The sequence below is a fragment of the Leifsonia sp. TF02-11 genome (assembly GCF_017565305.1).
Classification (GTDB): Bacteria; Actinomycetota; Actinomycetes; order Actinomycetales; family Microbacteriaceae; genus Leifsonia.
The window spans coordinates 14,271-39,838 of the sequence record NZ_JAGEKP010000003.1; the positions used below are offsets into that span (position 1 = coordinate 14,271).

Annotated in this window: 26 protein-coding genes and 1 tRNA gene; 6 read left to right on the forward strand and 21 right to left on the reverse strand. The window is 68.5% G+C overall.

Annotation, left to right across the window (positions count from 1 at the left end):
* From JNB50_RS02160 to JNB50_RS02185, 6 genes are all read right to left on the reverse strand, one after another.
* On the reverse strand, positions 1–324 hold the full coding sequence (locus JNB50_RS02160; RefSeq protein WP_179603916.1) for a hypothetical protein: 324 nt from the start codon (positions 322–324) through the stop codon (positions 1–3).
* Positions 321–476 (reverse strand): hypothetical protein, encoded by a 156-nt coding sequence (locus JNB50_RS02165; protein WP_208038479.1) that lies wholly within the window; start codon positions 474–476, stop codon positions 321–323. The genes JNB50_RS02160 and JNB50_RS02165 overlap by 4 nt, the downstream gene beginning before the upstream one ends.
* 5 nt (positions 477–481) lie before the next feature.
* Positions 482–1,141 (reverse strand): hypothetical protein, encoded by a 660-nt coding sequence (locus JNB50_RS02170; RefSeq protein ID WP_208038480.1) that lies wholly within the window; start codon positions 1,139–1,141, stop codon positions 482–484.
* Positions 1,142–1,365: 224 nt separating this feature from the next.
* A complete protein-coding gene (locus tag JNB50_RS02175; protein WP_208038481.1) occupies positions 1,366–2,028 on the reverse strand; it encodes a hypothetical protein in 663 nt (220 codons plus the stop codon).
* 174 nt (positions 2,029–2,202) lie between these two features.
* Positions 2,203–2,952 (reverse strand): sigma-70 family RNA polymerase sigma factor, encoded by a 750-nt coding sequence (locus JNB50_RS02180; RefSeq protein WP_208038482.1) that lies wholly within the window; start codon positions 2,950–2,952, stop codon positions 2,203–2,205.
* Between the two features lie 478 nt (positions 2,953–3,430).
* Positions 3,431–3,628, reverse strand: coding sequence for an AlpA family transcriptional regulator (locus tag JNB50_RS02185; protein WP_208038483.1), 198 nt, complete (start codon positions 3,626–3,628; stop codon positions 3,431–3,433).
* A gap of 102 nt (positions 3,629–3,730) precedes the next feature.
* On the opposite strand from JNB50_RS02185, the gene JNB50_RS02190 reads away from it, so the two are divergent.
* Both JNB50_RS02190 and JNB50_RS02195 read left to right on the forward strand, forming a co-directional pair.
* Entirely contained in the window at positions 3,731–4,312 is a 582-nt protein-coding gene (locus JNB50_RS02190; RefSeq protein ID WP_208038484.1) for a helix-turn-helix domain-containing protein, read from the forward strand.
* Between the two features lie 13 nt (positions 4,313–4,325).
* The gene (locus JNB50_RS02195; RefSeq protein WP_208038485.1) at positions 4,326–5,474 is read left to right on the forward strand and encodes a site-specific integrase; all 1,149 of its coding nucleotides are present in this window, start codon (positions 4,326–4,328) and stop codon (positions 5,472–5,474) included.
* On the opposite strand, the gene JNB50_RS02200 is transcribed toward JNB50_RS02195, so the two are convergent.
* From JNB50_RS02200 to serS, 6 genes are all read right to left on the reverse strand, one after another.
* Positions 5,430–5,672, reverse strand: coding sequence for a hypothetical protein (locus tag JNB50_RS02200; protein WP_208038486.1), 243 nt, complete (start codon positions 5,670–5,672; stop codon positions 5,430–5,432). The two genes, JNB50_RS02195 and JNB50_RS02200, sit on opposite strands and share 45 nt — an antisense overlap.
* Before the next feature lie 146 nt (positions 5,673–5,818).
* Positions 5,819–5,906, reverse strand: a tRNA-Ser gene (locus tag JNB50_RS02205).
* 106 nt (positions 5,907–6,012) lie between these two features.
* Positions 6,013–7,257, reverse strand: a complete 1,245-nt coding sequence (locus tag JNB50_RS02210; protein WP_208038487.1) for an MFS transporter — start codon at positions 7,255–7,257, stop codon at positions 6,013–6,015.
* A 204-nt stretch (positions 7,258–7,461) separates the two neighbouring features.
* Positions 7,462–8,724: an LCP family protein gene (locus JNB50_RS02215; protein WP_208038488.1), complete on the reverse strand. Its 1,263-nt coding sequence runs from the start codon at positions 8,722–8,724 to the stop codon at positions 7,462–7,464.
* A gap of 160 nt (positions 8,725–8,884) precedes the next feature.
* Positions 8,885–9,697: an HAD family hydrolase gene (locus JNB50_RS02220; protein ID WP_307794575.1), complete on the reverse strand. Its 813-nt coding sequence runs from the start codon at positions 9,695–9,697 to the stop codon at positions 8,885–8,887.
* Positions 9,694–10,959 carry a serine--tRNA ligase gene (gene serS, locus JNB50_RS02225; protein WP_208038489.1) on the reverse strand — a complete coding sequence of 422 codons (1,266 nt, stop codon included), beginning with the start codon at positions 10,957–10,959 and terminating at the stop codon, positions 9,694–9,696. Before serS ends, JNB50_RS02220 begins: the two co-directional genes overlap by 4 nt.
* A 35-nt stretch (positions 10,960–10,994) precedes the next feature.
* Here serS and JNB50_RS25705 point away from each other — a divergent pair, with 35 nt between their 5' ends.
* Positions 10,995–11,981, forward strand: coding sequence for a diacylglycerol kinase family protein (locus tag JNB50_RS25705; RefSeq protein WP_208038490.1), 987 nt, complete (start codon positions 10,995–10,997; stop codon positions 11,979–11,981).
* Between the two features lie 24 nt (positions 11,982–12,005).
* On the opposite strand, the gene JNB50_RS02235 is transcribed toward JNB50_RS25705, so the two are convergent.
* From JNB50_RS02235 to pheA, 3 genes are read right to left on the reverse strand one after another with little or no spacing between them, the layout of a single operon-like run.
* A complete protein-coding gene (locus tag JNB50_RS02235; protein ID WP_208038491.1) occupies positions 12,006–12,206 on the reverse strand; it encodes a hypothetical protein in 201 nt (66 codons plus the stop codon).
* 23 nt (positions 12,207–12,229) lie between these two features.
* The gene (locus JNB50_RS02240; protein ID WP_208038492.1) at positions 12,230–12,910 is read right to left on the reverse strand and encodes a hypothetical protein; all 681 of its coding nucleotides are present in this window, start codon (positions 12,908–12,910) and stop codon (positions 12,230–12,232) included.
* Positions 12,911–12,931: 21 nt separating this feature from the next.
* Entirely contained in the window at positions 12,932–13,924 is a 993-nt protein-coding gene (gene pheA, locus JNB50_RS02245; RefSeq protein WP_208038493.1) for a prephenate dehydratase, read from the reverse strand.
* 88 nt (positions 13,925–14,012) lie between these two features.
* On the opposite strand from pheA, the gene pgm reads away from it, so the two are divergent.
* Positions 14,013–15,632 carry a phosphoglucomutase (alpha-D-glucose-1,6-bisphosphate-dependent) gene (gene pgm / locus JNB50_RS02250; RefSeq protein WP_208038494.1) on the forward strand — a complete coding sequence of 540 codons (1,620 nt, stop codon included), beginning with the start codon at positions 14,013–14,015 and terminating at the stop codon, positions 15,630–15,632.
* Positions 15,633–15,712: 80 nt separating this feature from the next.
* Here pgm and JNB50_RS02255 read toward each other — a convergent pair whose 3' ends face one another.
* The 4 genes from JNB50_RS02255 to JNB50_RS02270 form a co-directional block, all read right to left on the reverse strand.
* A complete protein-coding gene (locus JNB50_RS02255) occupies positions 15,713–16,189 on the reverse strand; it encodes a universal stress protein (RefSeq protein WP_208038495.1) in 477 nt (158 codons plus the stop codon).
* Between the two features lie 102 nt (positions 16,190–16,291).
* Positions 16,292–17,434 (reverse strand): PP2C family protein-serine/threonine phosphatase, encoded by a 1,143-nt coding sequence (locus JNB50_RS02260; protein ID WP_208038496.1) that lies wholly within the window; start codon positions 17,432–17,434, stop codon positions 16,292–16,294.
* Between the two features lie 65 nt (positions 17,435–17,499).
* Positions 17,500–18,279, reverse strand: coding sequence for a D-alanyl-D-alanine carboxypeptidase family protein (locus JNB50_RS02265; RefSeq protein WP_208038497.1), 780 nt, complete (start codon positions 18,277–18,279; stop codon positions 17,500–17,502).
* A gap of 128 nt (positions 18,280–18,407) precedes the next feature.
* Entirely contained in the window at positions 18,408–19,304 is an 897-nt protein-coding gene (locus JNB50_RS02270) for an amidase domain-containing protein (protein WP_208038498.1), read from the reverse strand.
* Between the two features lie 313 nt (positions 19,305–19,617).
* Here JNB50_RS02270 and JNB50_RS02275 point away from each other — a divergent pair, with 313 nt between their 5' ends.
* Positions 19,618–21,804, forward strand: a complete 2,187-nt coding sequence (locus JNB50_RS02275) for an MDR family MFS transporter (protein WP_208038499.1) — start codon at positions 19,618–19,620, stop codon at positions 21,802–21,804.
* Between the two features lie 9 nt (positions 21,805–21,813).
* Here JNB50_RS02275 and JNB50_RS02280 read toward each other — a convergent pair whose 3' ends face one another.
* Positions 21,814–23,148, reverse strand: coding sequence for a cation:proton antiporter (locus tag JNB50_RS02280; RefSeq protein ID WP_208038500.1), 1,335 nt, complete (start codon positions 23,146–23,148; stop codon positions 21,814–21,816).
* 186 nt (positions 23,149–23,334) lie between these two features.
* Complete coding sequence (locus tag JNB50_RS02285; protein WP_208038501.1) at positions 23,335–23,928, reverse strand: TetR/AcrR family transcriptional regulator; 594 nt, start codon at positions 23,926–23,928, stop codon at positions 23,335–23,337.
* A gap of 290 nt (positions 23,929–24,218) precedes the next feature.
* On the opposite strand from JNB50_RS02285, the gene JNB50_RS02290 reads away from it, so the two are divergent.
* On the forward strand, positions 24,219–25,544 hold the full coding sequence (locus JNB50_RS02290; protein ID WP_208038502.1) for an ABC transporter substrate-binding protein: 1,326 nt from the start codon (positions 24,219–24,221) through the stop codon (positions 25,542–25,544).
* Positions 25,545–25,568 lie beyond the last annotated feature (24 nt).

Consider the following 25,568-nt stretch of genomic DNA (forward strand, 5'->3'; position numbering starts at 1 on the left):
TCACGCCACGTGGAGCGACTGGCCCCAGTTGATCAGCCCTGCGATGCTGCCGGCGACAGCGACCCCGGCGAGACAGCTGAGCACGCCGATGATGCCCGCCTTCTGCACACGTCCGTTGCTGGAGACGTGGCCGACGACGATGAACCCGGCGGCGATCAGCCCGCCGATCACGCCGAGGATGAGCACGATGGCGAACACGACGTTCGCGATCGTCTGCAAGGCTCCGACGCCCGGCCCGGAGAAGTCGGGGCTGGGGTTCGGGACGGCCGCCACGGTGATGATGCGTGCGTGGACGGTGACGAGGGCTTCGTTGAGTGCGTTCATGATTCTTGGTTCCTTTCCGTGGGGTCGGTCGACGGTTCGGGTTCTTGTGCATCGCGCATGCGCCGGGCGGCGAGGTAGCCGGAGGCGGCGATGCCGAGCAGAGCGATGCAGATCAGGCACAGCAGGCCGAGCAGGTTGAGCAGCAGGTCCATGACGGTCACTCCCCGCTGGCGTTGGCCACGCCGGTCGCGGAGGCCGGAAGGGGGACGGTGAGGATGTTCGCCTTGCCTTCCGACGGGATGTTCACGGTGAGTTCGAGCTGGTCGACTCCGGCCGGGACGTAGTAGGCGGCGGCGAAGGATCGGCTCTTCTCGTTCGGGACCGTCCAAGTTGACTGTCCGTGGAAGAGCCCGGTGGGCAGCCAGGGCAGGCCAGCAGCCTTGGCGGCGGCGGGTCCGTCCGCGGTGTCGAGGACAGCTGGTTCAGGGCGGCCATCGAACTGGGTGCCCTTCAGGGTGGCGCCGGTGACGTCCTGGAAGTCCTGGTTGCCCTGAGACGGGATCCACTTGCCAGTCATAGTGACCTTCAGCAACAGGACCCGGGTTCCGACCGGGAAGAGCTCCGAAGGCGAGTTCGGGAGCGTGCACCGGCAGCCGCGCTTGGCCTTGAAGGTGGTGCCCGGGTAGACGTCCACCCAGACGCTGCTGACGATGCCCGATGCCGCCGGCATCGCGTCCTGCGCGGATGTCGAGGTTGGTGTCGGCTTGGCCGGTGCGACCGTCGTGAACGACGGGTTCCGTGTTGGCGTCGTGCCGACGCAGCCGGCGAGGGCTAGGCATGGGAGGAGCGCGACGAGTGCGATCAGCTTCTTGTTCATCTCAGTTCACCTCGGATTCGAATGCGCCCTTCACTTAGAACTTCCGGTTCGGAGCGATTTGTGGCACGCATCTTGGAAACTCGTTAGGTCAGGGCACCTGAATGTGCTGGTGGTTGCAGGTATCGGGAAAGTCGCTTGTGAAGTTCGTAAGCACACCGAGCGTCACGTGAGCGCGGGACCGGCAGTCGCTTTGACCGGCCGATGACCCGTGCGGTGCGTACGGGTCAAGGACGTGGATCAGCTGGACCGAGAGCGTGTCCGCGCCGGTCAGGGACTGTCGGTTGATCGCGTAGAAGTCGACAGCCTTGCCCTTCCAGTGCGCGGACGCGGTTCCCGCCCCCGGGGTCATGCCGGTGCAGCGCCGGTTGAGGTCGCTGACCCCGACCTGCTGAAAGGACTGGACGGCCACGGGGCTCGAGAAAGTTCAGCTTCTTCGCCTGGATCGCACGGACCAGGACTGCGGCGGCGGCGCGAGCGTCTGCCGGCATCTGACACGAACCGACGCTCGCTCCCGTCAGGGCGGCGAGGACCTGCTCGGCGGGAGTCCAAAACGGGGCGTAGTGGTTCGGGTCGGCATTGATCTGGACGGCGTGCGCGACCAGGGTCGGCGCGAGTGTCTGCCAGTCCGGGACGTGCAGCATGCGTGTGTAGAACGCGGCGGCCGCGGTCGCCGGGTTCATCCGCTCCCCTGGGGTGCCGTAACCGGCGCCTTGCTGGAAGACGCCGATCGTGGTGTTGTCCACCGCGTCGCCATGGTCCAGGTTGCGGAGGCCGGACTCCCCGATCGCGACCATCAGCGCGAGGGTCTGCCCGTGCGGGGGCACGCTCATTTGCTGGCCGACGGTGATGATTGTCGCGGCGATATTCAACTGCTCCGGCGGATCCACCGCACACTCCCCCACCGCCGCCGAAACCGTTGGCTCCCATCGCGAGAACCAAGCTGACCGGCACGGCGACAAGCGTGACGGGGACGACCAAGACGATGATGGCCGCGACGATCAGCAGGTTCCGCGTCGTTTTCGGATGCGTCACGGCATGAGCGGCCGCCGCGCCCGCACTGATCATGCCGCCACCTCCAGCTCGAGGACGTCCCGAGCGATCATCAGCAATCGCTTGGCGGTCGCGATTCGGGCTCGCGCCGATCCGGGGTGGATGTGGAGAGTGGCTGCGATGGTGTCTGCGTCGTCGCCGATCATCTCGGCGACTTCCCGAAAACCGCCGGTCTCGGGCACGCATGACACGATCACCGAACCGGTCATTGGCAGTCCCGCGTCCGCCGCTGCAAGGGCGGCGAGCACGGTTCGTGCGGTCTGGCACACTCGCTCACGGATCGTGCGGACACCGCGCTTGGACAGCTGGTGGGCTTCTGCCACCCGCTCGGCGTCGCCGTCGGCCAGGCTCAGGTCGCTCATCACGTGCCAGTCGGATGCGCCGACGTAATCGGCAACCAGCACCATCCACCGGTGCGCGTCAAAGCGGCGAATCATCGCCTCGAGCGGGTCGATGTCCGATTCGGACTCCACGTCCACGTCGACAGTGATATCGTCCGTCGGGCCGTACTTCCGCTCGATCTGCCGGAGCACGACGTGACGGGTGATCCCGAACACGAACGCGTGCGGCGATCCACGCTCCGGGTCATACGTGGAGGATCGGTGCCAGACCGTCTCCCGGGCGATCTGCAGAACGGCGTCGACCTCATTCGGCCAGCCGCGCAGTTGAAAGCGAACGTACGGCCGCAACGTGTCGACTTCACGGAGCAACTCCGTGAGAAAAGCATCCGTCCGCGAGCGGACTTGGGTTCCTCCAGCCACGAGATCACAACCTTCCTTGCATGGAAGTGGCTACTGCGAAGGACCGGGTTCGAGCCGGCGACGGCTCGTTAGAACAGGGCTATGTCAGCGCGCATGGGCGCGCAGGAGCCCTCCTTGGATTAGGAAGGTTGGATGTTCCGAGCTGCGCCGGGGATATGGGCTCCGGGGCGGCGCGCCCGGATTCGAGGGTGGAGTGGCGGCTTCGACTCTGAAGTTGGGGAATCTCAGCCACGATGCCTCACCGCCGCCCTGACTCGCTTAGCGAGGCCAGCGTTACGGTGAAGAGGGTAAGAATCAGCCGCTCCATTTGGTGCCGCACGCTACCCCCGAACAGGGGTCGCGCTTGGGCGGCACGCCGGGGTGAACCAGCTATTCTACTGACAGCTCTCGCACTGCAGAGCACCCATCGGATCCACCGGGACGAGATATCCGTCCACGAAGTCCTGAATGACGCCGGGAGGCTCTGTCGGGGGTTCGGCTACGCGTACGCTCCGGTCCTCGTCTGCGCGCTCGCTTCCAGCCATGCCAACACCTCCGCCCGCTTGTAGAGCACGGTGCGTGGGGTCGGCTTATAGAAGCGCGGGCCCTTACCGTGATACCGGAGTTGGGCGAGCGCTGCGATCGACAGCCCGGTGATCTCAACCACCTCAGCGGGCTGAATGAATTCTCCTGTCATCTCATCTCCTCCGTTTCGACAACTCAGGAGTGCTGCAATTGTTGAAACGACCATAGCAAGTATTCCGTGACTTGACAACAGAAGTGGCGTTAGGCTGTCGAAATGGCAGACTATCGATCGGAAACCAGCATCGGCGCGCGCATCAGACTGGCGCGACGTGAACGTGGATTTCGAACGACCAGCGACCTGGCAGAGGCGATTCCCGGTGGGAACATCACCCCCGCGATCCTGGAGAACATCGAATCCGGCCGGAAGGCCGACATCAGCGTCAGCCAGCTCTTGAATATCGCACGGGGCCTCGATGTGCCGATCAGTATGCTGCTCTCGCCAATCGGGCGGCCCGACGACAAACTCGACCTGCAAAATCTCGGCGAAGACTTCGACGGAATGACCGTGGCCGAATTCGATTGCTGGCTTTCAGCGACCCCCTCGAGTTCGTATCGGCCCCGATTGGCCGCCGAACGCGTGGACATCTCCGTCCTGAACTCGCTTCGCGAACTCGGGACCCTTCGACGTGAGTTCGACCGCCTCCGGATCGTTCGCGACGTCGGAACGGCGTCCGGAGACTCTGATCTCACCTTCGACTCAAGCGTCGAGGCGCGCCTGGAGCTGGTCGAGCGCGAGCTGGAGCGCGTCGCAGCGCTTCTCACCTCTGCGGGCATCGAAGAGGTGGCGGCACCCTAAAGAGGAGGGCGAGATGGGCAGCGTTCTGTCGTATGAGTCTGCCGGTGGTCGACGCTATCGCGTCATGTACCGCACCCCTGACCACCGTCAGACCACGAAGCGCGGATTCAAGACGAAGCGCGAAGCCGAGCTCTACCTCGCCACCGTCGAGACGAACAAGGCGCGCGGCGAGTACATCGATGCGAGCGCGGCGAGGGTGACCATCGCATCGCTCGGAGTTGAGTGGCTAGCCAACCAGACTCACCTCAAACCGTCCTCGCTCCGACCGCTCGAGATCGCATGGCGACTCCAGGTTGAGCCGCGCTGGGGACGCGTCCCCGTCGGTGACGTACGACACTCGGATGTCCAGGCCTGGGTAACGTCCTTGAGCGCAGAAAGGTCCGCTACGACCGTCTTGCGGGCGTTCGGTGTGCTTGCCGGAATCCTGGACATCGCCGTAAAGGACCGGCGCGTGCCGGTCAACGTAGCCCGTGGATCGCGTTTGCCCCGTAAGGTTCCTCGCGCGCACCGGTACCTCACCCACCAACAGGTTCACGACCTCGCCTACGCCAGCGGCAAACACGAAGCCCTCGTTCTCCTGCTTGCTTACACCGGCCTTCGCTGGGGCGAAGTCATCGCCCTGCGCGTGCGCGACGTCGACTTCACTCGTCGCCGGCTCGCCATCTCGGAAAACGCGGTAGAGGTCGGTCCTGCGACCATCGTCGGAACCCCCAAGAGCCACAAGCGTAGGTCCGTGCCCTTCCCCGCATTCCTCATCGACGCGCTAGCCGGCGCAGCCGCAGGCAAGGAGCCGAATGACCTGCTATTTTCCGGCCGGTTCGGTGAGCACATGAAGCGCGCGACACGGGGCCAACGGACATGGTTCAAGAGCGCACTCGACAGGGCCGGCCTAGACCCGATGACCGTTCACGACCTGCGGCATACCGCCGCCAGCCTCGCCGTGAGCGCGGGCGCCAACGTGAAGGCGGTCCAAAGGATGCTCGGCCACGCCTCAGCCGCGATGACGCTGGACGTTTACGCGGACCTCTTCGACGACGACCTGGACGCGGTAGCTGAAGCTCTGGACGGCGCAGCCAGACGTTCTGTGGTTCGAGCGCATCTCGCGGAGCGTCAGTCTTCAGTGGTGAGCAGACCAGTAGGCGCCGCCAACGTACTTGGCTAGCTTGCCCAGTCCTTTGACACCGGCCCCTAAAACAAGGACCGCGAGCACGAGAGCGAACCACGGGTAGGCGATGACGTCTGCCACGATCGCGTTCCAGATCATGACGATCGCTTCCCATCGGGCAGCACGCCACGTATCGAGAAGCCAGCCGACATCGATCATGTCCACATTGAAGCGGTAGCCGCTGACAATCGGCATTTGCAACGCCCGCGATCGCAGAAAGAGGCCCCGGATCACCAACTCGCGGCGGCGTTTGTTGTCAGTTTGTTGTCAAATCGAGCGCCGCAGGCCTGGAAACAACGACTCGATCCCAGTAATTTACTGGGATCGAGGCGTCCATTCTTTGGCGGAGGGCGTGGGATTCGAACCCACGAGACATTTCTGCCCACCAGTTTTCAAGACTGGCTCCATCGGCCGCTCGGACAGCCCTCCCGGCGCCGCATACCGGCGCCGTTGCAGTCTACAGGCCCGCAGATTTGCGCCGAATGTGGCGTCAGGCGGCGCGAGACGCCACATTCGGCGCACATCGCGAGAGGCCTCAGCGGGCGCGGCGACCCGTGATGACGGTGTTGGCGACGCCGGCGAGCAGCACGATCAGGGCGGACACGAGCGGGGCGTACATCGCCACGTGCGTACCGGCGCTCTGGGCGAGGGCGCCGACCAGTGCCGACGATGCCGACTGGCCGACGATGACCGCGGAGCCGAGGATCGTCATGACGGTGGCCGACCGGCCGATCGGGCTGCGCTCGGCGCCGAAGCTGTACTGCGTCACCAGGGTCGGACCGACGCCGAAGCCGGCGACCAGCAGCACCAGGATCACACCGGAGACGGTCGTCGCGAAGGGCAGGGCCAGCGTCGAGGCCGCGAGAAGCCCGGCGAAGGTCAGCCAGCGCCAGCGCAGCGAGAAGCGCAGCGGGAACCACGCGACCCCCAGCGCGAGCGCCGCGGAGCCGACGCCCATCACGCCGTAGACGAGCCCGGCCTGTTCCGGGTGGCCGAAGTCCGACAGGAACGACGTCAGGGCGGTGAGCATCGAGCCGAAGAACAGGCCCATCCCGAGCACACCCACGGTGACCGCCACCAGCCCCGGCCGGAAGAGCTCGCGCGCCGGCGCCTGCTGAACAGGGAGGCCGCCGTCGGTCGTCGGGCGCCCGGCACCGCTGCGATGCAGTGCGAACGCCGAGACGAACACGACCGTGAGCACCGCCGCGCCGATGATCGGGGCGGCCGGGTTCAGGGTCGTCGCGAGGAGGCCGACGATGAACGGCCCGAAGACGAAGACGATCTCGTCGGCCGCCGACTCGTACGCCATGGTGCCGTTGAGCACCGCCGCGTGCCGGTCTCCGGGGAGCCGGTTCGCGATGATCCCCACCAGGCGGCTGCGCGACATCGGCGACACCTGCGGGGCGGTCGCCCCGATCACGAAGGCGACGATCAGGACGACGAAGTCGGGCGATGAACTGAACGCCACCCACGCCATCGCCAGCAGCGCGACACTGTTCGCGATCCCGGCCGCCAGCACGACGCCGCGCTGGCCGACCCGGTCGGCCGCGGCGCCGATCAGCGGACCGAAGATCGCCGTGCCGACGCCGACCATCGCCGAAGTGAGACCGCCGAGCGACAGCTCACCGCGCGCGGAGACGACGAGCGTCAGCACGCCGACGACCATCATGGCGTACGGGAGGCGCGCCAGCAGGGCGACGGGGAAGTACGAGAACCCGGCTGCCCGCACCAGCGTGGTCGGCTGTTGCTGCGTCTCCCGGGTGGAGGTGCTGTGCGTCATACGTGTCGTGGCCTTCTGTCTTCCGCGGCGGACCGCGGCATTCAAGTGCCGCCTTGGTCCGCCGGGCGAACCGGCGCGAGGTAGATACACGATGGAACTACGTGGGAGGGCGAACCCCCACTGGTTTCAAGTCTGCACCACCGCGGGTCATTCCCGCAGCGCGCATTTCCGCAGCCCGCTCGCGCCGCGGAAATGCGCCGAGGTTCAGTCTTGGAACGGCTTCGAGCAGGTGACCTGCGCGGCCGTCTGGCCGTGCACGTTCGACGGGAGCTCCACCGACGATCCGTCGGTCGGCGCGGTCGTCGAGCCGTCGGTCGGCGCCGGAGTGGCACCGGCAGCCGGGGCCTGCGTCGCACCGGGATCGCTCGGCGCTGCCTCCGAGCCCACGCCGGTGTCACCGGTGAGCGTGACCGCCTTGTCGTTCTTCAGCGCCTGCATCAGCAGGTCGGCCGCGTCCTTGGTGGGAGCGACGCCGTCGCCTTCGTAGTGGTTCGGGTACTGGACGAAGACGACTTTGGACACGTCGATGTTCTTCAGCGCCATCGCCATCGAGGCGATGGTCGTCGGGTTGTTGAGGCTCTCGGACAGCGCGATGTTGCTGGTCGCCGCCTTTGCGAGGCCGTACACCTTGACCGGGTTGGCGAGCGTGTCGGCGCTCTTGATCGTGCGGACGAGCGACGAGAGGAACACCTGCTGGTTGCTGATGCGGCCGAGGTCGGAGCCGTCGCCCACTCCGTGACGCGTGCGGAGGAATGCGAGCGCCTGCTGGCCCTGGAGGGTGTTCTCTCCGGCCTTCACGTCGAGGCCGGTGTACGGGTCGAAGATGTCGCCCGCGACGCAGACTGGGACTCCGCCCACCGCGTTCGACATCTCGATCACGCCGTCGAACTCGATGACGCCCGCGTACGGGATGTCGAGCCCGGTGAGCTTCTCGACCGTGAGCACGGTGCACGCCAGGCCGCCGTAGCTGAGGGTGTTGTTGATCTTCTGGCGGCTCATCGCGTCGTAGCTGCCGCCCTTGGGGTCGGGGCAGGAGGGGATGGCGACGTACATGTCGCGCGGGAAGCTGATGACCGTGGCGTTCTTGTGGTCGGCCGATACGTGCAGCAGCATCGTGACGTCGTTGAGGACCTCGCCGCGGTCGCCGTAGGCCGCGTTGCCTCCGCCGGAGTCGCTGCCGGCGAGGAGCACGTTGAAGGCGCCGTCCATCGCGCCGACCCCTGGGGTGACGACCTTGCCCTTGGAGTCGACGAGCTTGACGGCCGGCTTGAGACTGGTCGCGACGTCGAACGCCGCGTAAGCGGCGACGCCGGCCGTGCTGACGCCGGCGACGGCGAGGGCGCCCACGAGCAGGGCGGCGACGGTCCGGAGCGGGTGACGTCGCTTGAGGCGTCCGTGCCGTGCGACAGGGGGGCCGGCGGACTTCTCCTGAGCTCGCACCTGAGCGCGGGTGGGCATCTCGTCCATTCACTCCCTCTCGTCGGACGACGTCGAACGGCGACGCCTGAGAAAGCGCACACCATCACTCAGTCTGACACAACCTCCTGGCAATGCTCTGGACGATGGAGGTCCTGGTCAGCGGCCGAATCCGGGCAGCCGACGCTGAGATCGGGAGCTGTGCGAACCGTCAGAGAGAGCGCAGGACGGCGGCGAGCCCGTCGTCGTCGACCGTTCCAGTGGTCTCCGTCGCCGCCGCCTTGACCTCGTCGGGAGCCTGCCCCATCGCCGCGCTCCGCCCTTCGGCGCCCGCCCAGCGGAGCAGTTCGAGGTCGTTGCGGCCGTCGCCGACCGCCACCAGCCGGGAGGCCGGGATGTCGAGCGCGTGCCGCACCCGCTCCATCGCCGTCGCCTTGCTGACGCCGTCCGGCGAGATGTCGAGCCAGGCCGTCCAGCCGATGGCGTAGCTGACCCGCTGCAGCCCCATCCGGTCGACGATCGCGAGGAATTCCTCCTCGTCGTGCTGCGGCGAGATGACGACGACACGGGTGGCCGGGTGCCTGCTGAGCTCGTCGAACTCGACCTGCTCCGCGTTGACCAGCTCCCAGTCCGTCATGCCCTCGGTGTACCGGCGGAATCCCGTCGGGTCCTCGACCATGAAGCTCCCGGACGGCAGGTGCGGGCGGATGGTGCGCAGCACCTCCGTCGGGTCGAACGTCTCGATGAACTCCCGACGGTAACCACCTTCGACGGTTTCGTCGCGCATCATGGTGAGAGCACCGTTGGCGCACACCACGAACCGGCTGGTCAAGCCGAACTTCTCATGGATCGGTCGCGCGGTCTCCCAGCTGCGGCCCGTCGCCAGCATCACCTCATGGCCCGCCTCGCGCACGCGAGTCACGGCGTCGAGCACGGCGTCGCCGACGGACTCGTCCTCATGGATGAGGGTGCCATCGACGTCGAGGGCGATCAGCAGACGGTCGCTCTCGGCCACAGTGCTCACGAGGCGATCGGCTCCAGCACTTCGAGGCCGCCCAGGTAGGGGCGCAGCGGCTCGGGGACCACGACCGATCCGTCGGCCCGCTGGTGGGTCTCGAGGATGGCGACCAGCCAGCGCGTGGTCGCGAGCGTTCCGTTGAGGGTCGCGACGGGCGCCGTCTTGCCGCTCTCGGTCCGGTAACGGATCTCGAGCCGCCGCGCCTGGAACGTCGTGCAGTTGGAAGTGGAGGTGAGCTCGCGGTAGCGGCCCTGCGTCGGGATCCACGCCTCCACGTCGTACTTGCGCGCCGCGCTCGACCCCAGGTCGCCCGCCGCGGTGTCGATGACGCGGTAGCTGAGCCCGAGGGCCTGCATCATCTCCTCCTGCCAGGCGAGCAGGCGCGCGTGCTCGGCCTCCGCGTTCTCGGGCAGCGTGAAGACGAACATCTCCAGCTTGTTGAACTGGTGCACCCGGATGATGCCCCGGGTGTCCTTGCCCGCCGAACCGGCCTCACGGCGATAGCAGGTCGACCAGCCGGCGTAGCGCAGCGGCTCGGCGACATCGAGGATCTCGTCGGCGTGGTAGCCGGCGAGCGCGACCTCGCTCGTCCCGGTGAGGTAGAGGTCGTCGTTGTCCAGGTGGTAGACCTCGTCGGCGTGCGAGCCGAGGAAGCCGGTGCCCTGCATGACCTCGGGCTTGACCAGGGTCGGCGTGATCATGGGCACGAAGCCGTTCGCGACGGCCTTGTCGAGCGCCAGGTTCATCAGCGCCAGCTCGAGGCGTGCGCCGACGCCGCGCAGGAACGAGAACCGGGCGCCGGAAACCTTCGCTCCGCGGGCCATGTCGATCGCACCGAGCAACTCGCCCAGCTCGAGGTGGTCGCGCGGCTCGAAGTCGAACTGCGGGATGCCGCCGACCTCTTTGAGTACGACGTAGTCGTCTTCGCCGCCGCTGGGCACGCCGTCGACGATCGGGTTTCCGATGCGGCGCAGCACGGAGTCGAAGTGCGCCTCTGCGGCGTTCGCCGCCTGCTGCGCCTCCTTGACGCGGCCCGCGAGCTGCTGGGCCTGAGCGACGAGCGCCTGCTTCTGATCCTTCGGGGCCTGGGCGACCTGCTTGCCGAAGGCGTTCTGCTCTGCACGCAGCTCCTCGAAAGCGGTGATCGCGGCACGGCGCTCGATGTCTGCCTGCAGCGCTTCGTCGACCACCTGCACGGAGTCGCCGCGCGCCTCCTGGGAACGTCGGACGACATCGGGGTGCTCGCGCAGGAGGACGGGATCGATCACCGGCTTAGCTTATCGTCGTCGGGTAACGTGAACCCGTGAGCGATCGGGAGGGGTCACGCGGCACCACGGTCGCGGTCGTCTACAACCCGGTCCGCGTCGACGTCCCCCGGGTGCGCGCGGCGGTGGAGGCTCGCGCGGCCGAGGCGGGCGACATCGAGGTGATCTGGCTCGAGACCACACCGGACGACGGCGGCCAGGGGCAGGCGCGCCAGGCGCTCGAGAGCGGAGCCGAGCTCATTCTCGCGGCGGGAGGCGACGGCACGGTGCGCGCCGTCGCGGAGGCCCTGCGCGACCAGGACGCCACGCTCGGCATCCTGCCCGGCGGCACGGGCAACCTCCTCGCCCGCAACATCGGCCTCCCCTACGGGAGCGTCGAGGAGGCCTGCGCCGTAGCGTTCGACGGCGTCACCCGCCGCATCGACATCGGCGTGGCCACGGCCGAACGCGAGGACGGCGAGCGCACGGAGCACGCTTTCCTGGTGATGGCCGGGATGGGGATCGACGCCCGGATGATCGCGACAGCCCGGCCGGAGCTGAAGAAGCGCCTCGGCTGGGTGGCGTACGTCGAGTCGGCCTTCCGCGCGCTGCCGCGCTCGAAGAAGGTGCGCGTGCGGTTCCGGATCGACGGCGAGCGCGAGCGGACCGCACACGTCAGCACGATCCTCTTCGCCAACTGCGGCACCCTCCCCGGCAACCTGGAGCTCATCCCCGACAGCGAGGTCGACGACGGCCTCCTCGACATCGCCGTGCTGCAGCCGGCGACGGTGTTCGGCTGGCTGGCGATCTGGCGCACGATCACGTGGGAGAACCGGGTGCTGCGCAAGAGCGCGCTGGGCCGCAGGATCATTCCCTTCACGAACCGGGCGGGCCGGACGCGGTTGAGCTACCTGCGCGGGCGCATCGTGACGGTGCGCCTGGACGAACCCGAGCCGTTCGAGCTCGACGGTGACGGCTTCGGCGACGTGGTGGGTCTGGACCTGACGGTCGACCCGCAGGGACTGCGGGTGCGGGTTCCGCGCTGAATGGCCAGCGGTTCCGCGCGCCGGTCAGCGGCAGGACGTGGTGAGCTCCAGCAGATCCCGCGAGGTCGTGGTGATCGCGTTGGCCACCGGCAGCGGATCCCGCTGGACAGCGTCCGCCGCCTCATAGTCGACGAATGCGGAGCCGAGCTTGGCGAGATCCATCTTCTCGGACTCGAGGCGGCAGGCCAGCGTGGAGTCGGTGACGCCCTCCGTCCAGAGGACCACGAAGCCCGTCTGCGCCTGACGGACTACCGCAGCCTGTCGCCGTCCTCGACGGAACGGCCGTCGACGGATTCGTCGCCCAACGGGACGGACCGCGGACGCCGTCCCGCCAGCGCCGTCAGGAACAGCAGCGCGACCAGCGTCGCGAGCCCGATCGTGATCATCGGGCCGGCGAGCATCCAGCCGAGCTGCGAGATCACGAGCGAGCCGACGTCGGTCGAAGGCGTCGAGCCCGTGTACGAGATGCTCACGGACACCGAATAGAGCACGATGCCGAGCACGACGAGCCCCGCGCCGACGATCCAGAGCGCCAGCATGAGCGGGTTGCGCCTCGGGGACAGGTCGAGCCGGTCGAGGAGGCTCGGCGCCGGCACGGCGTAGGCGCGGACGAGCTCGGCGCGCTCGGCGCCCTGGTCCGCCGTCACGGGCGAACCCGGGTCGCCGGAGGGGCTGTCGAGGGCGCCGGACGCGACGCGCGGCAGGGCAGCCGGGTCCACGGACAGCGTCGCGGCCTCCACCGACGAGCGGCCGTCATCCGACCGCGACCGTTCACTCTCGACATCCGGCGCAGGATCCGGCACGGGTGCGGTGCGCACGCGGGTGCGCGGCTGCTCGCCCGGCTGCGGACGGTAGCCACGCTGGAACTGCGGGTCGTAGCGGGGATCGAAGCCGCGCGCGGCGTCCTTCTGCTCGTCGTCCACGATCATCCCGACCTCCTGCAGCGCAGCTTACCCGTGGGAGGTCGAACCGGCACCGGCATCGTCGACGAGCGTCTCCAGCCATGCGCGCGCCTCTGTGAACACGTCGTCGCGGTAGCGCTGGTCGAACGCGACGTGCACCCCGTCGGCACGCGGGTAGGACCCCAGGAAGATCACCGACGGGCTGAACCGGCGCAGACCGAGCAGGGCGTCGGCCACCCGCTCGTCCTGGATGTGGCCGTCGGCGTCGATGACGAACCGGTAGCGACCGAGGGCGTCACCGATCGGGCGCGACTCGATGAGGCTGAGGTTGATTCCGCGGGTGGAGAACTGCTCGAGCAGGTCGAGCAGCGATCCCGGGCGGTCGTCGGGCAGCTCGGCGATCAGGCTGGTCTTGTCCGCACCCGTCGGTGCGGGCACGCTGCGCGAGGTACTCACCAGCACGAAGCGGGTCACGGCGTTCGGGTTGTCGCCGATGTTCTCGGCCAGCACGGTCACGTCGTGGTGGTCGACGATCCCCGGCGGGGCGATGGCCGCATCGGCCGTGCTGCCCTCGAACAGCGACGCGGCGGCCGCCACATTGCTGGAGGCCGGGAGGTGCCCGTGCGCGGGGAGGTGCGCGTCCAGCCACTGGTGGCACTGCGCGTAGGCGACGGGGTGCGCGTTCACGGTGTGCACGTCCGCGAGGGTCGTGCCCGGCCGGGCGACCAGCACGAAGTTGACGGGCACCAGGTACTCGCCGACGATCCGCAGACCGGGGATGGTGGCCAGCGCGTCCTGGGCGACGGAGACGCCGCCCTCGATCGAGTTCTCGATGGCGATCATCGCCGCCACGCTGCGCCCGGCGACCACGTCGGCGAGCGCTTCGCCCACGTTGTTCACGGCACGCCAGTGCTTGCCGCGCGCCTCCGGCACCTGGGCGAGCGCGGCCTCCGTGAAGGTGCCCGACGGCCCGAGGAAGCTGTAGACCTCGTCGACGGAGGCGGGCAGCTCGGCAGTGGGGTCGGCGGGGGCGCTGGACATGGCCCCTAGCTTATAGAGCGCATCGGGCCCGCCGACGCCGGCGACGACCGCTCTCGCCCGCGGCCCGCGGCCGTGGAAGAGTAGTCGCATGGACGAACGAGCAGGCACCCCCGCGCAGCCCTCCGACCTCATCGACGTCGACGCCCTGCGGCGCGCGTACTACGAGCTGAAGCCCGACGTGAGCATCCCGGAGCAGCGGGTGGTCTTCGGCACGTCCGGGCACCGCGGCTCGTCACTGAACACCGCGTTCAACGAAGACCACATCGCCGCGACGACGCAGGCGATCGTCGAGTACCGCAACGCGCAGGGGATCACCGGCCCGCTGTTCATCGGAGCGGACACGCACCTGCTCAGCGAGTTCGCGACGACCACCGCCCTCGCCGTGCTGGTCGCCAACGAGGTGCGCGTGCTTGTCGACGAGTTCGACGACTGGGTGCCGACCCCTGCCGTGTCGCACGCCATCATCGCCTACAACACGGCCGGTCACCCCGACCGGGCCGACGGCATCGTCGTCACGCCCAGCCACAACCCGCCGGCCGACGGCGGCTTCAAGTACAACCCGCCGCACGGCGGCCCGGCCGACACCGACGCCACCAGCTGGATCGCGAAGCGCGCGAACGAGATCATCGCCGACGGGATGCGCGACGTGCGGATGTCCGAGCCGAGCGGCGTCGAGACCTACGACTTCCGCGGCAACTACGTCGCCGACCTGAAGAACATCATCGACGTGGAGGCCATCAAGAACAGCGGCATCCGCATCGGCGCCGATCCGCTGGGAGGCGCGAGCGTCAGCTACTGGCAGGCGATCGCCGACACCTACGGACTCGATCTGACGGTCGTGAACCCGGAGGTCGACCCCACCTGGGGCTTCATGACGCTCGACTGGGACGGCAAGATCCGCATGGACCCGTCGAGCCCGTCCGCCATGGCGTCGGTCGTCGCCCGCAGCGGCGAGTTCGACATCCTCACAGGCAACGACGCCGACGCCGACCGCCACGGCATCGTCACCCCCGACGGCGGCCTGATGAATCCCAACCACTATCTGGCGGTGGCGATCGACTACCTGTTCCGCACCCGCACGGGCTGGCGGGCTGACGCCGCCGTCGGCAAGACGCTGGTGTCGTCCTCCATCATCGACCGGGTCGCCGAGTCCCTCGGACGCCGACTGTGGGAGGTCCCCGTCGGGTTCAAGTGGTTCGTGCCGGGGCTCATCGACGGGTCGGTCGGCTTCGGCGGCGAGGAGAGCGCCGGTGCGAGCTTCCTGCGCTTCGACGGGTCGGCCTGGACGACCGACAAGGACGGCATCCTGCTCGCACTCCTGGCGAGCGAGATCCGCGCCGTCACCGGCAGGTCGCCCTCCCAGCTCTACCGCGAGCTGACCGAGCGCTTCGGCGACCCGGTCTACCAGCGCGTGGACGCGCCCGCGAGCCCCGAGCAGAAGGCGGCGCTGAGCAAGCTCGACGGCGACGCGATCACGGCGACCGAGCTCGCCGGGGAGCCGATCACGGCCAAGCTGAGCCGGGCTCCCGGCAACGACGCCGCTCTCGGCGGTGTGAAGGTCGAGACGGCGGACGCCTGGTTCGCGGCGCGCCCGAGCGGCACCGAGAACGTCTACAAGATCTACGCCGAGTCGTTCCGGGGCGAGGACGACCTCCGCCGCGTGCAGGAGGAGGCCAAGCGGATCGTGTCCGACGCCCTCGACGCGTAACCCCCGCGTTCCTCGTCACCCGAGGGGCACGTTGTTGTCCCGTTCGCGCGCCGAAAGGGACAACGACGTGCCCCTCGGCGTCAGGATGCGGGGGAATCCCCGCCGCGGATGATGAGCACGGGGCAGTGCGCGCGCTCGGCGATGGAGCGCGACACCGAGCCGAGCAGGAGGCCGGCGAAGCCTCCGCGCCCGCGGTTGCCGACGATCACCAGGTCTGCGGTCTTCGTCGCCTCGATGAGCACGAACGCGGGCGAGCCGTGGACGATCTCGGGCGCGTACCAGGAGGGCAGGGCATCCCCGAAGACCTGCTGTGCGGTCTCGGCCGCGATCTCGTGGGCGTCCTGCTCGGGCGACCAGTCCGCGCCGACATAGCCGTGCCAGGCGTCCGGGTAGCTCCAGGCCGTGACACCCGCGAGCGTCGCACCGTAGCGCTCCGCGATCCCGGCCCCGCGCCGCAGTGCCTCGACGGAGGACGCGGAGCCGTCGACACCGACGATGACGCGGCCTCCGGATCGGACCAGACCTTCTGACGTCGTCGCTGCGTTCTCATCGGTCATGACAGGTGCTCCCCACTGATCCTGGGCGCGGCCGTGCGGCGCGCCCTCGCGTGCAGCCTGCCACTCCCTCCACGACGCGTCTAGCACGGGAGGCCAACGGCGTCAGGAGCTCCGGCGTACCACGATCGCGAGGGCCTCGCTGAGCGGCGCGGCCGCGCGCACCGCGCTGACGATGCGCGAGACGGCGCCGGCGGGGGTCGCCGAACCGCGCACGATCGCCTCGGCGCGCTGCAGACCGTGCTCGCCGCCGAGCGCGTCCAGCGCCCCGTCGCTCAGGCAGAGCAGCGAGTCGCCCGGAGCGAGCTGCACCGACGCCGCGACCCGGTCGGTGCTCGACTTGCCCAGCGGGAGGCCGGGCTCGAGTCTGCGCACGCCGCCCGCAGCCGCCACGACGAAGGCCAGCCCGTGGCCGGCGTCGACGTACTCGACGGTTCCCGACGGTGCGACGCGCGCGTGGAAAGCGGTCGCGAGGACGCCGAGCCTGCCGAGGTCGTCCTCCAGGTTGGCCGAGACGGTCTCGATCGCGCGCTCGAGACCCGCGTACGGTGTGGCGCTCCGGAGCGCTGCGCGCACGGACGCCGCGACGATCGCCGCGGACATGCCCCGCCCGACGACGTCGCCGACCGTGACGCAGAAGCCGTCGCCGTCGTCGTACCAGTCGTAGAAGTCTCCGGAGACGGCGGCGCCGGCCTCACTGGCCGCGGCGATCTCGAACCCCCTGGCTGTCGGCTTCCTCCTCGGCAGCAGCGCCGTCTGCACCACAGCGACCCCGTCGCTCTGCGCGTCCCTGTCGAGCTCGGCCTGCACCCAGTCGGCCAGGTCGCGCAGCAGCTGCAGCTGTTCGGCGTTCAGGCTGTGCGGCACCGTGTCGAGCACGCAGAGGGTGCCGACGGGCTCCCCTCCCGCCGCGCGCAGCGGCTCGCCCGCGTAGAAGCGGAGGTGGGGATCGCCGACCACGAACGGATTGTCGCGGAAGCGTTCGTCGGCGGCGGCGTCGTCGATGACCAGCTGAGCGTCCTGCCGCGCGGTCAGATCGCAGAACGCGCTCTCGCGCGGTGCCTCCGTGGTGAGCCCGCGATGCGACTTGCGCCACTGCCGCTCGCCGTCGAGGAGGGTGACGCTCACCATCGGCACCTCGAAGAGGCGCTGCGCGAGCCGCGTGATCCGGTCGAATCTGTCCTCGGGAGCGGTGTCGAGGATCTCGAGTGCGGCGAGTGCTTCGTGGCGGCGTTCCTCGGTGACCATCCCACCACTGTACGAAGGGCCGGAGGTGCCCCGCTGTCCTCATTTCGAGGTACCGGCGGGCGGCGCTAGTGGTATTCGGTGCCGCCCGGAACCCCGAAGAACTCCTCGAGCGTCTGGACCTTCTCCGTGTGGAGCTCGGTCGAGAGGGGGATGCCGACGTAACGGAAGTGCCACGGCTCGTACGTGAATCCCGTGATCGGGACCGTGGTCTGGGTGTAACGGAGGATGAAGCCGAACCGCCAGGAGTTGGCGCTGAGCCACTCGCCCTGCTGGGTGGTCCCGAAGCACGCGTCCAGCGAGCATTTGGCGGGGACCGCGCTGATGTCGACGGCCAGTCCGGTCTGATGCTCGCTGTGACCGGGACGCGCGGTGTCGGTGTCGGCGAAGGCCTGACCGTGCCGGGCGACGTCGTCGTCGTAGACATGGGTCTGCGACTCGAACGATCGATAAGCGCTTTGCACGGAGAAGTCCAGGCCGGCCTCCGTCTTGCCCGCCCGGAACATCGCGACGAGGGCGTCCGCCACTTCGGGGCGCATCGGCTGGCGGTTGACGTAGGTCACGTCCGGGTAGACGAGGGTCGGCGGCGCGTAGTCGATCGGGTTGAGCGGTCGCGCCTTGTTGACGACCACCCAGATGCTGTTCGGGTCGTCGACCGAGTGGGCCGACTTGTCGAAGCCGACGGTCGTCGGGGTCGCGGTGGCCGTGGGAAGAGCGCGCGGCGTGTGCGTGGCGGACGGTCTCGCGGAGTGCGAAGGTCGCCGGGTGGCCGGCGCCGAGACGGTGCAGGCGGTCAGCGCGAGCAGTACCGTGAGCGCGGCCGTCAGCACGACGCCGCGGCGGCGCACACGCGCACCTCGTTCACGTCCCGCACCGCGGGAATCCCCCAGAATCACGCGATGAGCATAGCCTCCGGGGAGGCCTGTTCGCGCAGCCGGCTCGCAGCCTCCGGCGTTGCCTGAGCGTCGGCCGCGAGCTACTTCGACAGACTCCAGAAGTGGCCGATCGCGCCGGGGTGCTCGACGGTGATGGTGTGGTCGAGGTCGCGGTAGTCGTTGTCCTCGTTGTGGCCGGCCATCTGGATGGTGATCTTGCCGTTGTCGTTGTGCACGCCGGTGACGATCTGCACATGGTCGAGCGAGTCGTTGTCGTTCCAGTCGAACATCACGATGTCGCCGAGCTTGATCTTGTCGCGCTGGTCGAACGAGTACTCCGTGAGACCGAGCTTCGCCGCGTTCTCGCGGAAGTAGTTGTCCATGGCGGGCACGTAACCCCAGGCCGGGCTCCAGTCGGCCGCGGCGTCGTGGTTGTACCACTCGGAGTTCATCTGCCAGCCGCGGGCGATCAGGGTCTGGCTCACGAAGTTGGCGCAGTCGCCGCCGACGGGGTTGAGGTCGCCGTACTCAGCGGTGTTGTAGTTGTTCCAGTGGGCCATCGCGTACGCAAGCTGCTGGTCGACGGGCGTGACGACCTGATAGGTGTACGTCTTGCCGTCGGTCGCGACGGGCTTGCCCGACGTGTCGGTGACGGCGATCGGCACGGCTCCTGCGGCGAAGTTCTGGGCTGCGGGAACCTCTACCACGGCCTTGTCGGCGGTCGCCTGCGTGATCGCGGCGGCCTGGCCGCCCACCTCGACCGATGCGACCTTCTCGAGGTTGGTCCCGGTGATCGTCACCGTTCCGCCGGAGACGCTGCCCGTCGCGGGCTGGATGCCGGAGACGATCGCGTTCTTCGGCTGGTTGACGGGCGAAGCGCCCGCGACGGCCTTGGTGATGGGCGACGGCTCGCCCGCGCAGCCGGTGAAGAGGAGTGCGGCGGCAGCCGCGACGGCGGCGACGGGGAGGAGACGGCGGGAACGGCTGAGAGAACTCATACGACCTTCGGGGATGATTCGGAGGGTGTTCGGGTCGGTGCCTTCCACGGTACGCCTGGCACCTATGGGGCACCTGGACGGGGGCCACTCAGGCAGTGGAAGACGCGCACGAACGCTCGGGAAACCGCGAGATCCCGCCGGATTCACCCTGCTGTTCGCCCATGGCGAACGTCGGCGCAAGGGCGTAGTCTCACGTTGCCGAAAGACTCGCACTGGGTGTAACTTTGCACTCTCCGCAAAATTCTTTGCCCCACACCGGTGTGACGTTCCGAGTGCCGGGCGTCCCCTCACACGACTCTCGACACGGAGACAGATGTCCAGTCAGACCAGCGCGGCGGTCGCCGCACCCAAACCGATCATGACGCATCGCCAGATCCTCCTGGTGATCTTCGGCCTCATGGCCGGCATGTTCCTCTCCGCCCTCGACCAGACCATCGTCGGTACCGCCATCCGCACCATCGGCGACGACCTGCACGGCCTGAGCCAGCAGGCGTGGGTCACCACGGCGTACCTGATCCTCTCGACGATCTCGACCCCGATCTACGGCAAGCTCTCCGACATCTTCGGACGCCGCCCGCTGTTCATCATCGCGATCGTCATCTTCATCGTCGGCTCGATCCTGGCGTCGTTCTCGACCTCCATGCTCGAGCTCGCGGCGTTCCGTGCGATCCAGGGCCTCGGCGCCGGCGGTCTGATGTCGATGCCGCTCGCGATCATGGGCGACATGCTCGCCCCGCGCGAGCGAGCCAAATACCAGGGCTACTTCCTCGCCGTCTTCGGCATCTCCAGCCTGATCGGCCCGCTGATCGGCGGTCTCTTCGCCGGAGCGGACCAGATCCTCTGGATCGCCGGCTGGCGCTGGGTGTTCCTCATCAACGTGCCGATCGGCATCGCGGCCCTCTTCATGGTCATGCGCTTCCTGCACCTGCCGAAGCAGGACAGGGGCTCCGCGCGCATCGACTGGTGGGGCGCCGCCGGCGTCATCGTGGCCCTCGTCCCGCTGCTGCTCGTCGCCGAGAAGGGCCGCGACTGGGGCTGGGGCAGCGCCGTCTCGATCGCGTGCTACGTGATCGGCGCTCTCGGCATCGTCGCCTTCATCCTCATCGAGCGCGCGATGAAGGACGACGCGCTCATCCCGCTGAAGCTGTTCCGCTCCAGCACCTTCTCGATGGCGACCGTCATCGGCGTCCTGGTCGGCTTCGGCATGTTCGGTGCGATGCTGACCCTGCCGCTCTACCTGCAGATCGTGCTCGGCGCGACCCCGACCGAGTCGGGCCTGCAGCTGCTGCCGATGATCCTCGGCCTGATGATCTCCTCGATCGCCTCCGGCCAGATCATCGCCCGCACCGGTCACTACCGCCAGTTCCCGATCATCGGAACCGCGATGCTCGCGGGCGGATTCTTCTACCTCACGTTCCTCAAGTTCGGCGACTCGTACTGGTTCATCGCCGGCGCGATGCTCCTCATCGGTCTCGGCCTCGGCCAGCTGATGCAGACGCTGACGATCGCCAGCCAGAACTCGGTCGGCCTCCGCGACATGGGTGTGGCGACCTCCGCCTCCACGTTCTTCCGCCAGATCGGTGGAACGCTGGGCACCGCCGTGCTGCTGTCGCTGCTGTTCACGGTGTTCCCGACGAACATCAAGGCGTCGCTCACCGACACCGCGACCCTGACCTCGGCGCTCGACGCCGCGTTCACGCCCTCGGTGGCGAGCGCTCCGGAGAACAAGCAGATCATGGAGCAGAGCTACAACAAGATCGTCGAGGAGTCGACCACGAAGGCACAGGCCGGCCTGCAGGCGGGCGTGACCAAGGCGCAGGATGCCGCCAAGGCCGCCGTCGCGGCGGGCGTCGCCTCCGGCGCCATCCCGCCCCAGGCCCAGGCTGCCGCCGAGGCCCAGGCGGTCTCCCAGGCGACGGCGAAGGCGGGGGCGGGCATCGAGCAGAAGTATCCGTACGCCCACGTCGCCGCCGACGGCACCGTGACGCTGGACTTCACCGACGCGGCCGCGCGCTCGCAGTTCGTCGACTCCATCGTCCCGGCCATCCAGACCCAACTCAAGAACCAGAACACGTCGAGCAACGCGTCGGCCACCAACGACACGTCGTTCCTGAACAACGCCGATCCGCGGCTCACCAAGCCGTTCCTCGTCGGGTTCAACGCGTCGGCGGTGCAGGTCTACTGGGTCGCGATGATCGTGGTCCTGGTCGCCTTCGTGCTGTCGCTGTTCTTCAAGACCCCGCCGCTGCGGGCGAAGTCGGCGCTGCAGGAGGCCGCCGACGCCAAGTCGGAGGCTGCGGCGGCAGAGGCCGCGGCCGGCGAGCGCGAGCCCGTGCCTGCCGGCGCGATGGCGTCAGACGCCTCCGACCGCGAGGAGCTCGAGGAGACCGACCTGGGCCTCATCGCGAGCCGCGTCGCGGGCGAGACCGGCGCGCTCATCGAGCCGGTCGTCGACACCGCCTCGGTCGCCGCACAGCGGCCGCGACCGGCGGTCGACTAGGCCGGGGCCTCACTCCACCTCACCGACGGAACGGCCGTCGCCCACCCGGGCGGCGGCCGTTCCGCCATCCCGGGCCGCCACGCGGCGCAGCACGAGCGGCGCCGCGACCCCGTGCAGCAGGATGCTGCCCACCACCGTGAGGACGGTCACACTCAGAACGTCGGCGCTGTCGCTGTCCGGGAGGTGGTTGAACGCCAGCAGGCCGAAGACGATCGTGGCCGTCCCGCGCGGGCCGACGAGCCCGATGTAGGTGCGCTCCCGCCAGGTGACGGAGGACCCGAGCATCGACACGTACACGGGCACCGCGCGGAAGACCGTGAGCGCCAGCACCGCGATCACCAGGATCCGCCAGTCGATGCCGTCGATGATGACGGCCGTGGTCATGCCGCCCAGGATGAACCAGACGAAGTTCGCGGCGACGGTGCTCGCCTCCTCCACGAGAAGCAGCTCGTCGTGGGGCACCGCCTCCAGGTCGTTGCGGCGGGTGCGGAGGACGCGGAACATGACGCCGGCGACGAACGCGGCGACGAAGCCGTTCGCCGAGACGTCGTGCAGGGTGGCGATCCCGTACGTCAGCAGCGGCGCGAGCAGCATCACGAACCGGATCCCGGAGGCGTCCGCCCAGCCGCGTGCGGTGGCCCAGCGCGTGAGGAGCCCGAGCAGCGCACCCACCACGACACCGACGAGGATCGCGAAAACGGTTGCCGGGATGGCGCCGAAGAAGGCCACGACGGCCTCCGACAGGTTCTTCTCGAGCTCCTTCTCGGTGGCGCCGGTGACCTGCTGGCCCGTGTCGGCGACCCTGATCAGCGTGGGCAGCGCGACCGCGATCGCCAGCGACATGCTGAACAGCGGCGAGATCAGCCCGTCGTTGTAGCCGCTCTCGACGTTGAGGATCTGGCGCACGCGGGCCGGGATGCGCCCGGAGCGCAGCAGGGCCGTCGCCGGCGCGAAGTCGGTCGGCATGACGATGCAGGCGATCACGATGAGCACGAAGACGTTCAGCTGAGGAAGGAGCCAGCCGGTCGCGACCACGACGAGGACGAGGGAGAGCGGGAGGGCGATCAGGACCAGGCGCGAGAGGCTGCGTCCTTCGCCGCCGAAGATGCCGCCGCGCACCTCGCACGCGTCGACGAACAGCAGAACGGCGAGGATGAGCTCGACGACGTGCTGGGCCACATCGCTGTCGATGGCGTCGGTGAACCCGCGGACGTCGATGAGCACGACGAGGGAGCCGAGCACGGCCAACGCGGCCGGCCCGGCGATCCCGAAGCGCTCGAACCGCCGCGCCACCAGCGACCACAGCGCTACGGCCGCGAGGCCGACGAGGATGATGACCGGCATCCGCCCCTCCTCCTCCCGCTGCCGCCTTGCTGCCTGCCGCGTGCTGCGTATTGCGTTCTGCCGGACCCAGTCTGTCCCCACCGCTCCTCGCGCGCCAAGAATCGAAGGGCACGTTGTTGTCCCCTTCGGGCGCCCAAAGGGACAACGACGTGCCCCTCGGCGGCTCTGGTGGGGCGCGCGGAGCGCCTAGTGGGCGGTCAGGAGGTCGAGGGCGAGGGTGCGGGCGTCGCGGAGGCGACGACGGTCGCCCTCCAGGCCTGAGCGCACGAGGGCACCGTGCAGGATGTACGACAGCTGCTGGGCCAGGCGGTCGGCGCGGGCCCGGTCGGTGAGCTCGCGCAAACCGGCGGCGAGGATGCCGTCGACCTCGGCGCTGTGCCGGCGGACGATCTCGCGCCCGGGATCACCCAGAGGCAGCTCGGCCGCGGCGTTCAGCAGTGGGCTCCCGCGGTATGCCGACTCCGGCGCGAGGGCCGCCTGGTCGAGGTACGCGTCGAAGACGGCGAGGGTGCGCGTGACCGGGTCGGCCGCGCGGCGCGCACGGCGGACATAGAGCGCGAGCCACTCGGCGTGGCGTGCTTCGAGGGAGGCAGCCACCAGCGCCGACTTGGAGGCGAAGTTGTTGTAGAGGCTCATCTTGGCGACGCCGGCGTCGGCCGTGATCGCGTCGATCCCGGTGGCCGCGATGCCGTCGAGGGAGAACATCCTGGCGGCCGATTCGAGGATGCGGCGACGCGCTCCCCCGGTGCGCGCACCCGAGTTGCGGGGTGATGAAGCCATGGCGACTCCCCTTATCTAGGTAGATCAGTCTATCTAAAAATCCCCGACCGAAGGTCACGGTTCGATCACGGCGGCCATCCGTCCACCGCGGGATTCCGCGGACCGCGCGGGCCTTCCTGCAAATCCCGGGTTTTCAACGATGAGAGCGCGATCACAAAGCGGCTTGACAAGATCGACACGCCCGATCTACATTCGCTCTCGATCCGTGAGAGCGCTCTCACCACACCCGAAAGAGAGCGCTCTCACAGAGTCACCAGACCCAACAACTCACACGCACAAGGGAGTGATCCGTGAAGCTTTCACGTCGCACCAAGGTCGCGGCGGCAATCGCCGGCGCGGCCTCGTTCGCCCTCCTCGCGGCCGGCTGCTCATCGAGCGGCGGCGATGCGGGGACCAGCTCGAACCCGATCACGCTGACCGTCACGACGTTCGGCACGATGGGCTTCGACAAGCTCTACTCGCAGTACGAGAAGGAGCACCCGGGCATCAAGATCAAGGCGACCAACATCGACACCGGTGACAACGCCCTGACCGACTGGCAGACCAAGGAGGCCGCGGGAAGCGGACTCCCCGACGTCCAGGCCGTCGAGGAGGGCTGGCTCTCCAAGGTCATGCAGGTCTCCGACCAGTTCAACGACCTCAAGGACTACGGCGCCAACGACATCAAGAGCCGCTGGGTCGACTGGAAGCTGAAGCAGGCCACCGACAAGAACGGCCGCATCATCGGCTACGGCACCGACATCGGTCCGGAGGGCCTCTGCTACAACGGCAAGCTCTTCGCCGCGGCCGGGCTGCCGAGCGACCGCGAGTCCGTCGCCACGCTCTTCGGCGGCGCCAACGCCACCTGGGACGACTTCTTCAAGGTCGGCGAGCAGTACAAGGCCGCCTCGGGCAAGGCGTTCTACGACCAGTCCGGCTTCATCTGGAACGCGATGGTGAACCAGCAGCCCGAGGGCTACTACACCAAGGACGGCAAGCTCAACATCGAGAACAACAGCGACCTCAAGGCGCTGTGGAGCAAGCTGGCCGCCGGTGCGGCCGCAGGCCTCTCGTCGAACCAGACCCAGTGGGACTGGGGCAAGGGCAAGGCGTTCACCGACGGTTCGTTCGCCACGTTCGTCTGCCCGGGCTGGATGCTCGGCGTCGTGCAGGGTCAGGTCAAGGCCGGCGGCGGCGACGCCTCCACCGGCTGGGACTTCGCGAACGTCTTCCCGGGCGGCGCGGCCAACTGGGGCGGCTCGTTCCTGACCGTGCCGAAGCAGTCCAAGCACCCGAAGGAGGCCGCTGCCCTCGCCGCGTGGCTGACCACCGCGAAGTCGCAGGTCGCCACCTTCCAGGCGGCCGGCACGTTCCCGTCGGTCACCGAGGCGCAGTCCGACCCCGGCGTGACCGGCGCGAGCGACCTGACGAAGTTCTTCAACAACGCTCCCATCGGCCAGATCCTGGCGGAGCGCGCGAAGGGCGTCGTCGCCCAGTACAAGGGCCCGGACGACTCGGTCATCCAGAGCCAGGTCTTCGGACCGTCGGTGCAGCAGCTCGACTCCGGCAAGGCGAACGGCGACCAGGCCTGGGCCAACGCGATCAAGCTCCTGAACCAGCTCGTCGTCAACAAGTAGTACACCTCACCAGTTCGGGCCCCG

Bases quoted from the DNA above. Each gene is read 5' to 3' on its own strand.
- JNB50_RS02240 (WP_208038492.1), bottom strand. From the start codon at position 12,910: ATGATCGTGGACGACGAGCAGAAGGACGCCGCGCGCGGCTTCGATCCC.
- JNB50_RS02275 (WP_208038499.1), top strand. From the start codon at position 19,618: ATGTCCAGTCAGACCAGCGCGGCGGTCGCCGCACCCAAACCGATCATG.
- JNB50_RS02210 (WP_208038487.1), bottom strand. From the start codon at position 7,257: ATGACGCACAGCACCTCCACCCGGGAGACGCAGCAACAGCCGACCACG.
- JNB50_RS02165 (WP_208038479.1), bottom strand. From the start codon at position 476: ATGGACCTGCTGCTCAACCTGCTCGGCCTGCTGTGCCTGATCTGCATC.
- JNB50_RS02255 (WP_208038495.1), bottom strand. From the start codon at position 16,189: ATGACCGATGAGAACGCAGCGACGACGTCAGAAGGTCTGGTCCGATCC.
- JNB50_RS02190 (WP_208038484.1), top strand. From the start codon at position 3,731: ATGGCAGACTATCGATCGGAAACCAGCATCGGCGCGCGCATCAGACTG.
- JNB50_RS02195 (WP_208038485.1), top strand. From the start codon at position 4,326: ATGGGCAGCGTTCTGTCGTATGAGTCTGCCGGTGGTCGACGCTATCGC.
- JNB50_RS02280 (WP_208038500.1), bottom strand. From the start codon at position 23,148: ATGCCGGTCATCATCCTCGTCGGCCTCGCGGCCGTAGCGCTGTGGTCG.
- JNB50_RS02215 (WP_208038488.1), bottom strand. From the start codon at position 8,724: ATGGACGAGATGCCCACCCGCGCTCAGGTGCGAGCTCAGGAGAAGTCC.
- JNB50_RS02185 (WP_208038483.1), bottom strand. From the start codon at position 3,628: ATGACAGGAGAATTCATTCAGCCCGCTGAGGTGGTTGAGATCACCGGG.
- pheA (WP_208038493.1), bottom strand. From the start codon at position 13,924: ATGTCCAGCGCCCCCGCCGACCCCACTGCCGAGCTGCCCGCCTCCGTC.
- pgm (WP_208038494.1), top strand. From the start codon at position 14,013: ATGGACGAACGAGCAGGCACCCCCGCGCAGCCCTCCGACCTCATCGAC.
- JNB50_RS02270 (WP_208038498.1), bottom strand. From the start codon at position 19,304: ATGAGTTCTCTCAGCCGTTCCCGCCGTCTCCTCCCCGTCGCCGCCGTC.
- JNB50_RS02285 (WP_208038501.1), bottom strand. From the start codon at position 23,928: ATGGCTTCATCACCCCGCAACTCGGGTGCGCGCACCGGGGGAGCGCGT.
- JNB50_RS02200 (WP_208038486.1), bottom strand. From the start codon at position 5,672: ATGCCGATTGTCAGCGGCTACCGCTTCAATGTGGACATGATCGATGTC.
- JNB50_RS02170 (WP_208038480.1), bottom strand. From the start codon at position 1,141: ATGAACAAGAAGCTGATCGCACTCGTCGCGCTCCTCCCATGCCTAGCC.
- JNB50_RS02160 (WP_179603916.1), bottom strand. From the start codon at position 324: ATGAACGCACTCAACGAAGCCCTCGTCACCGTCCACGCACGCATCATC.
- JNB50_RS02260 (WP_208038496.1), bottom strand. From the start codon at position 17,434: ATGGTCACCGAGGAACGCCGCCACGAAGCACTCGCCGCACTCGAGATC.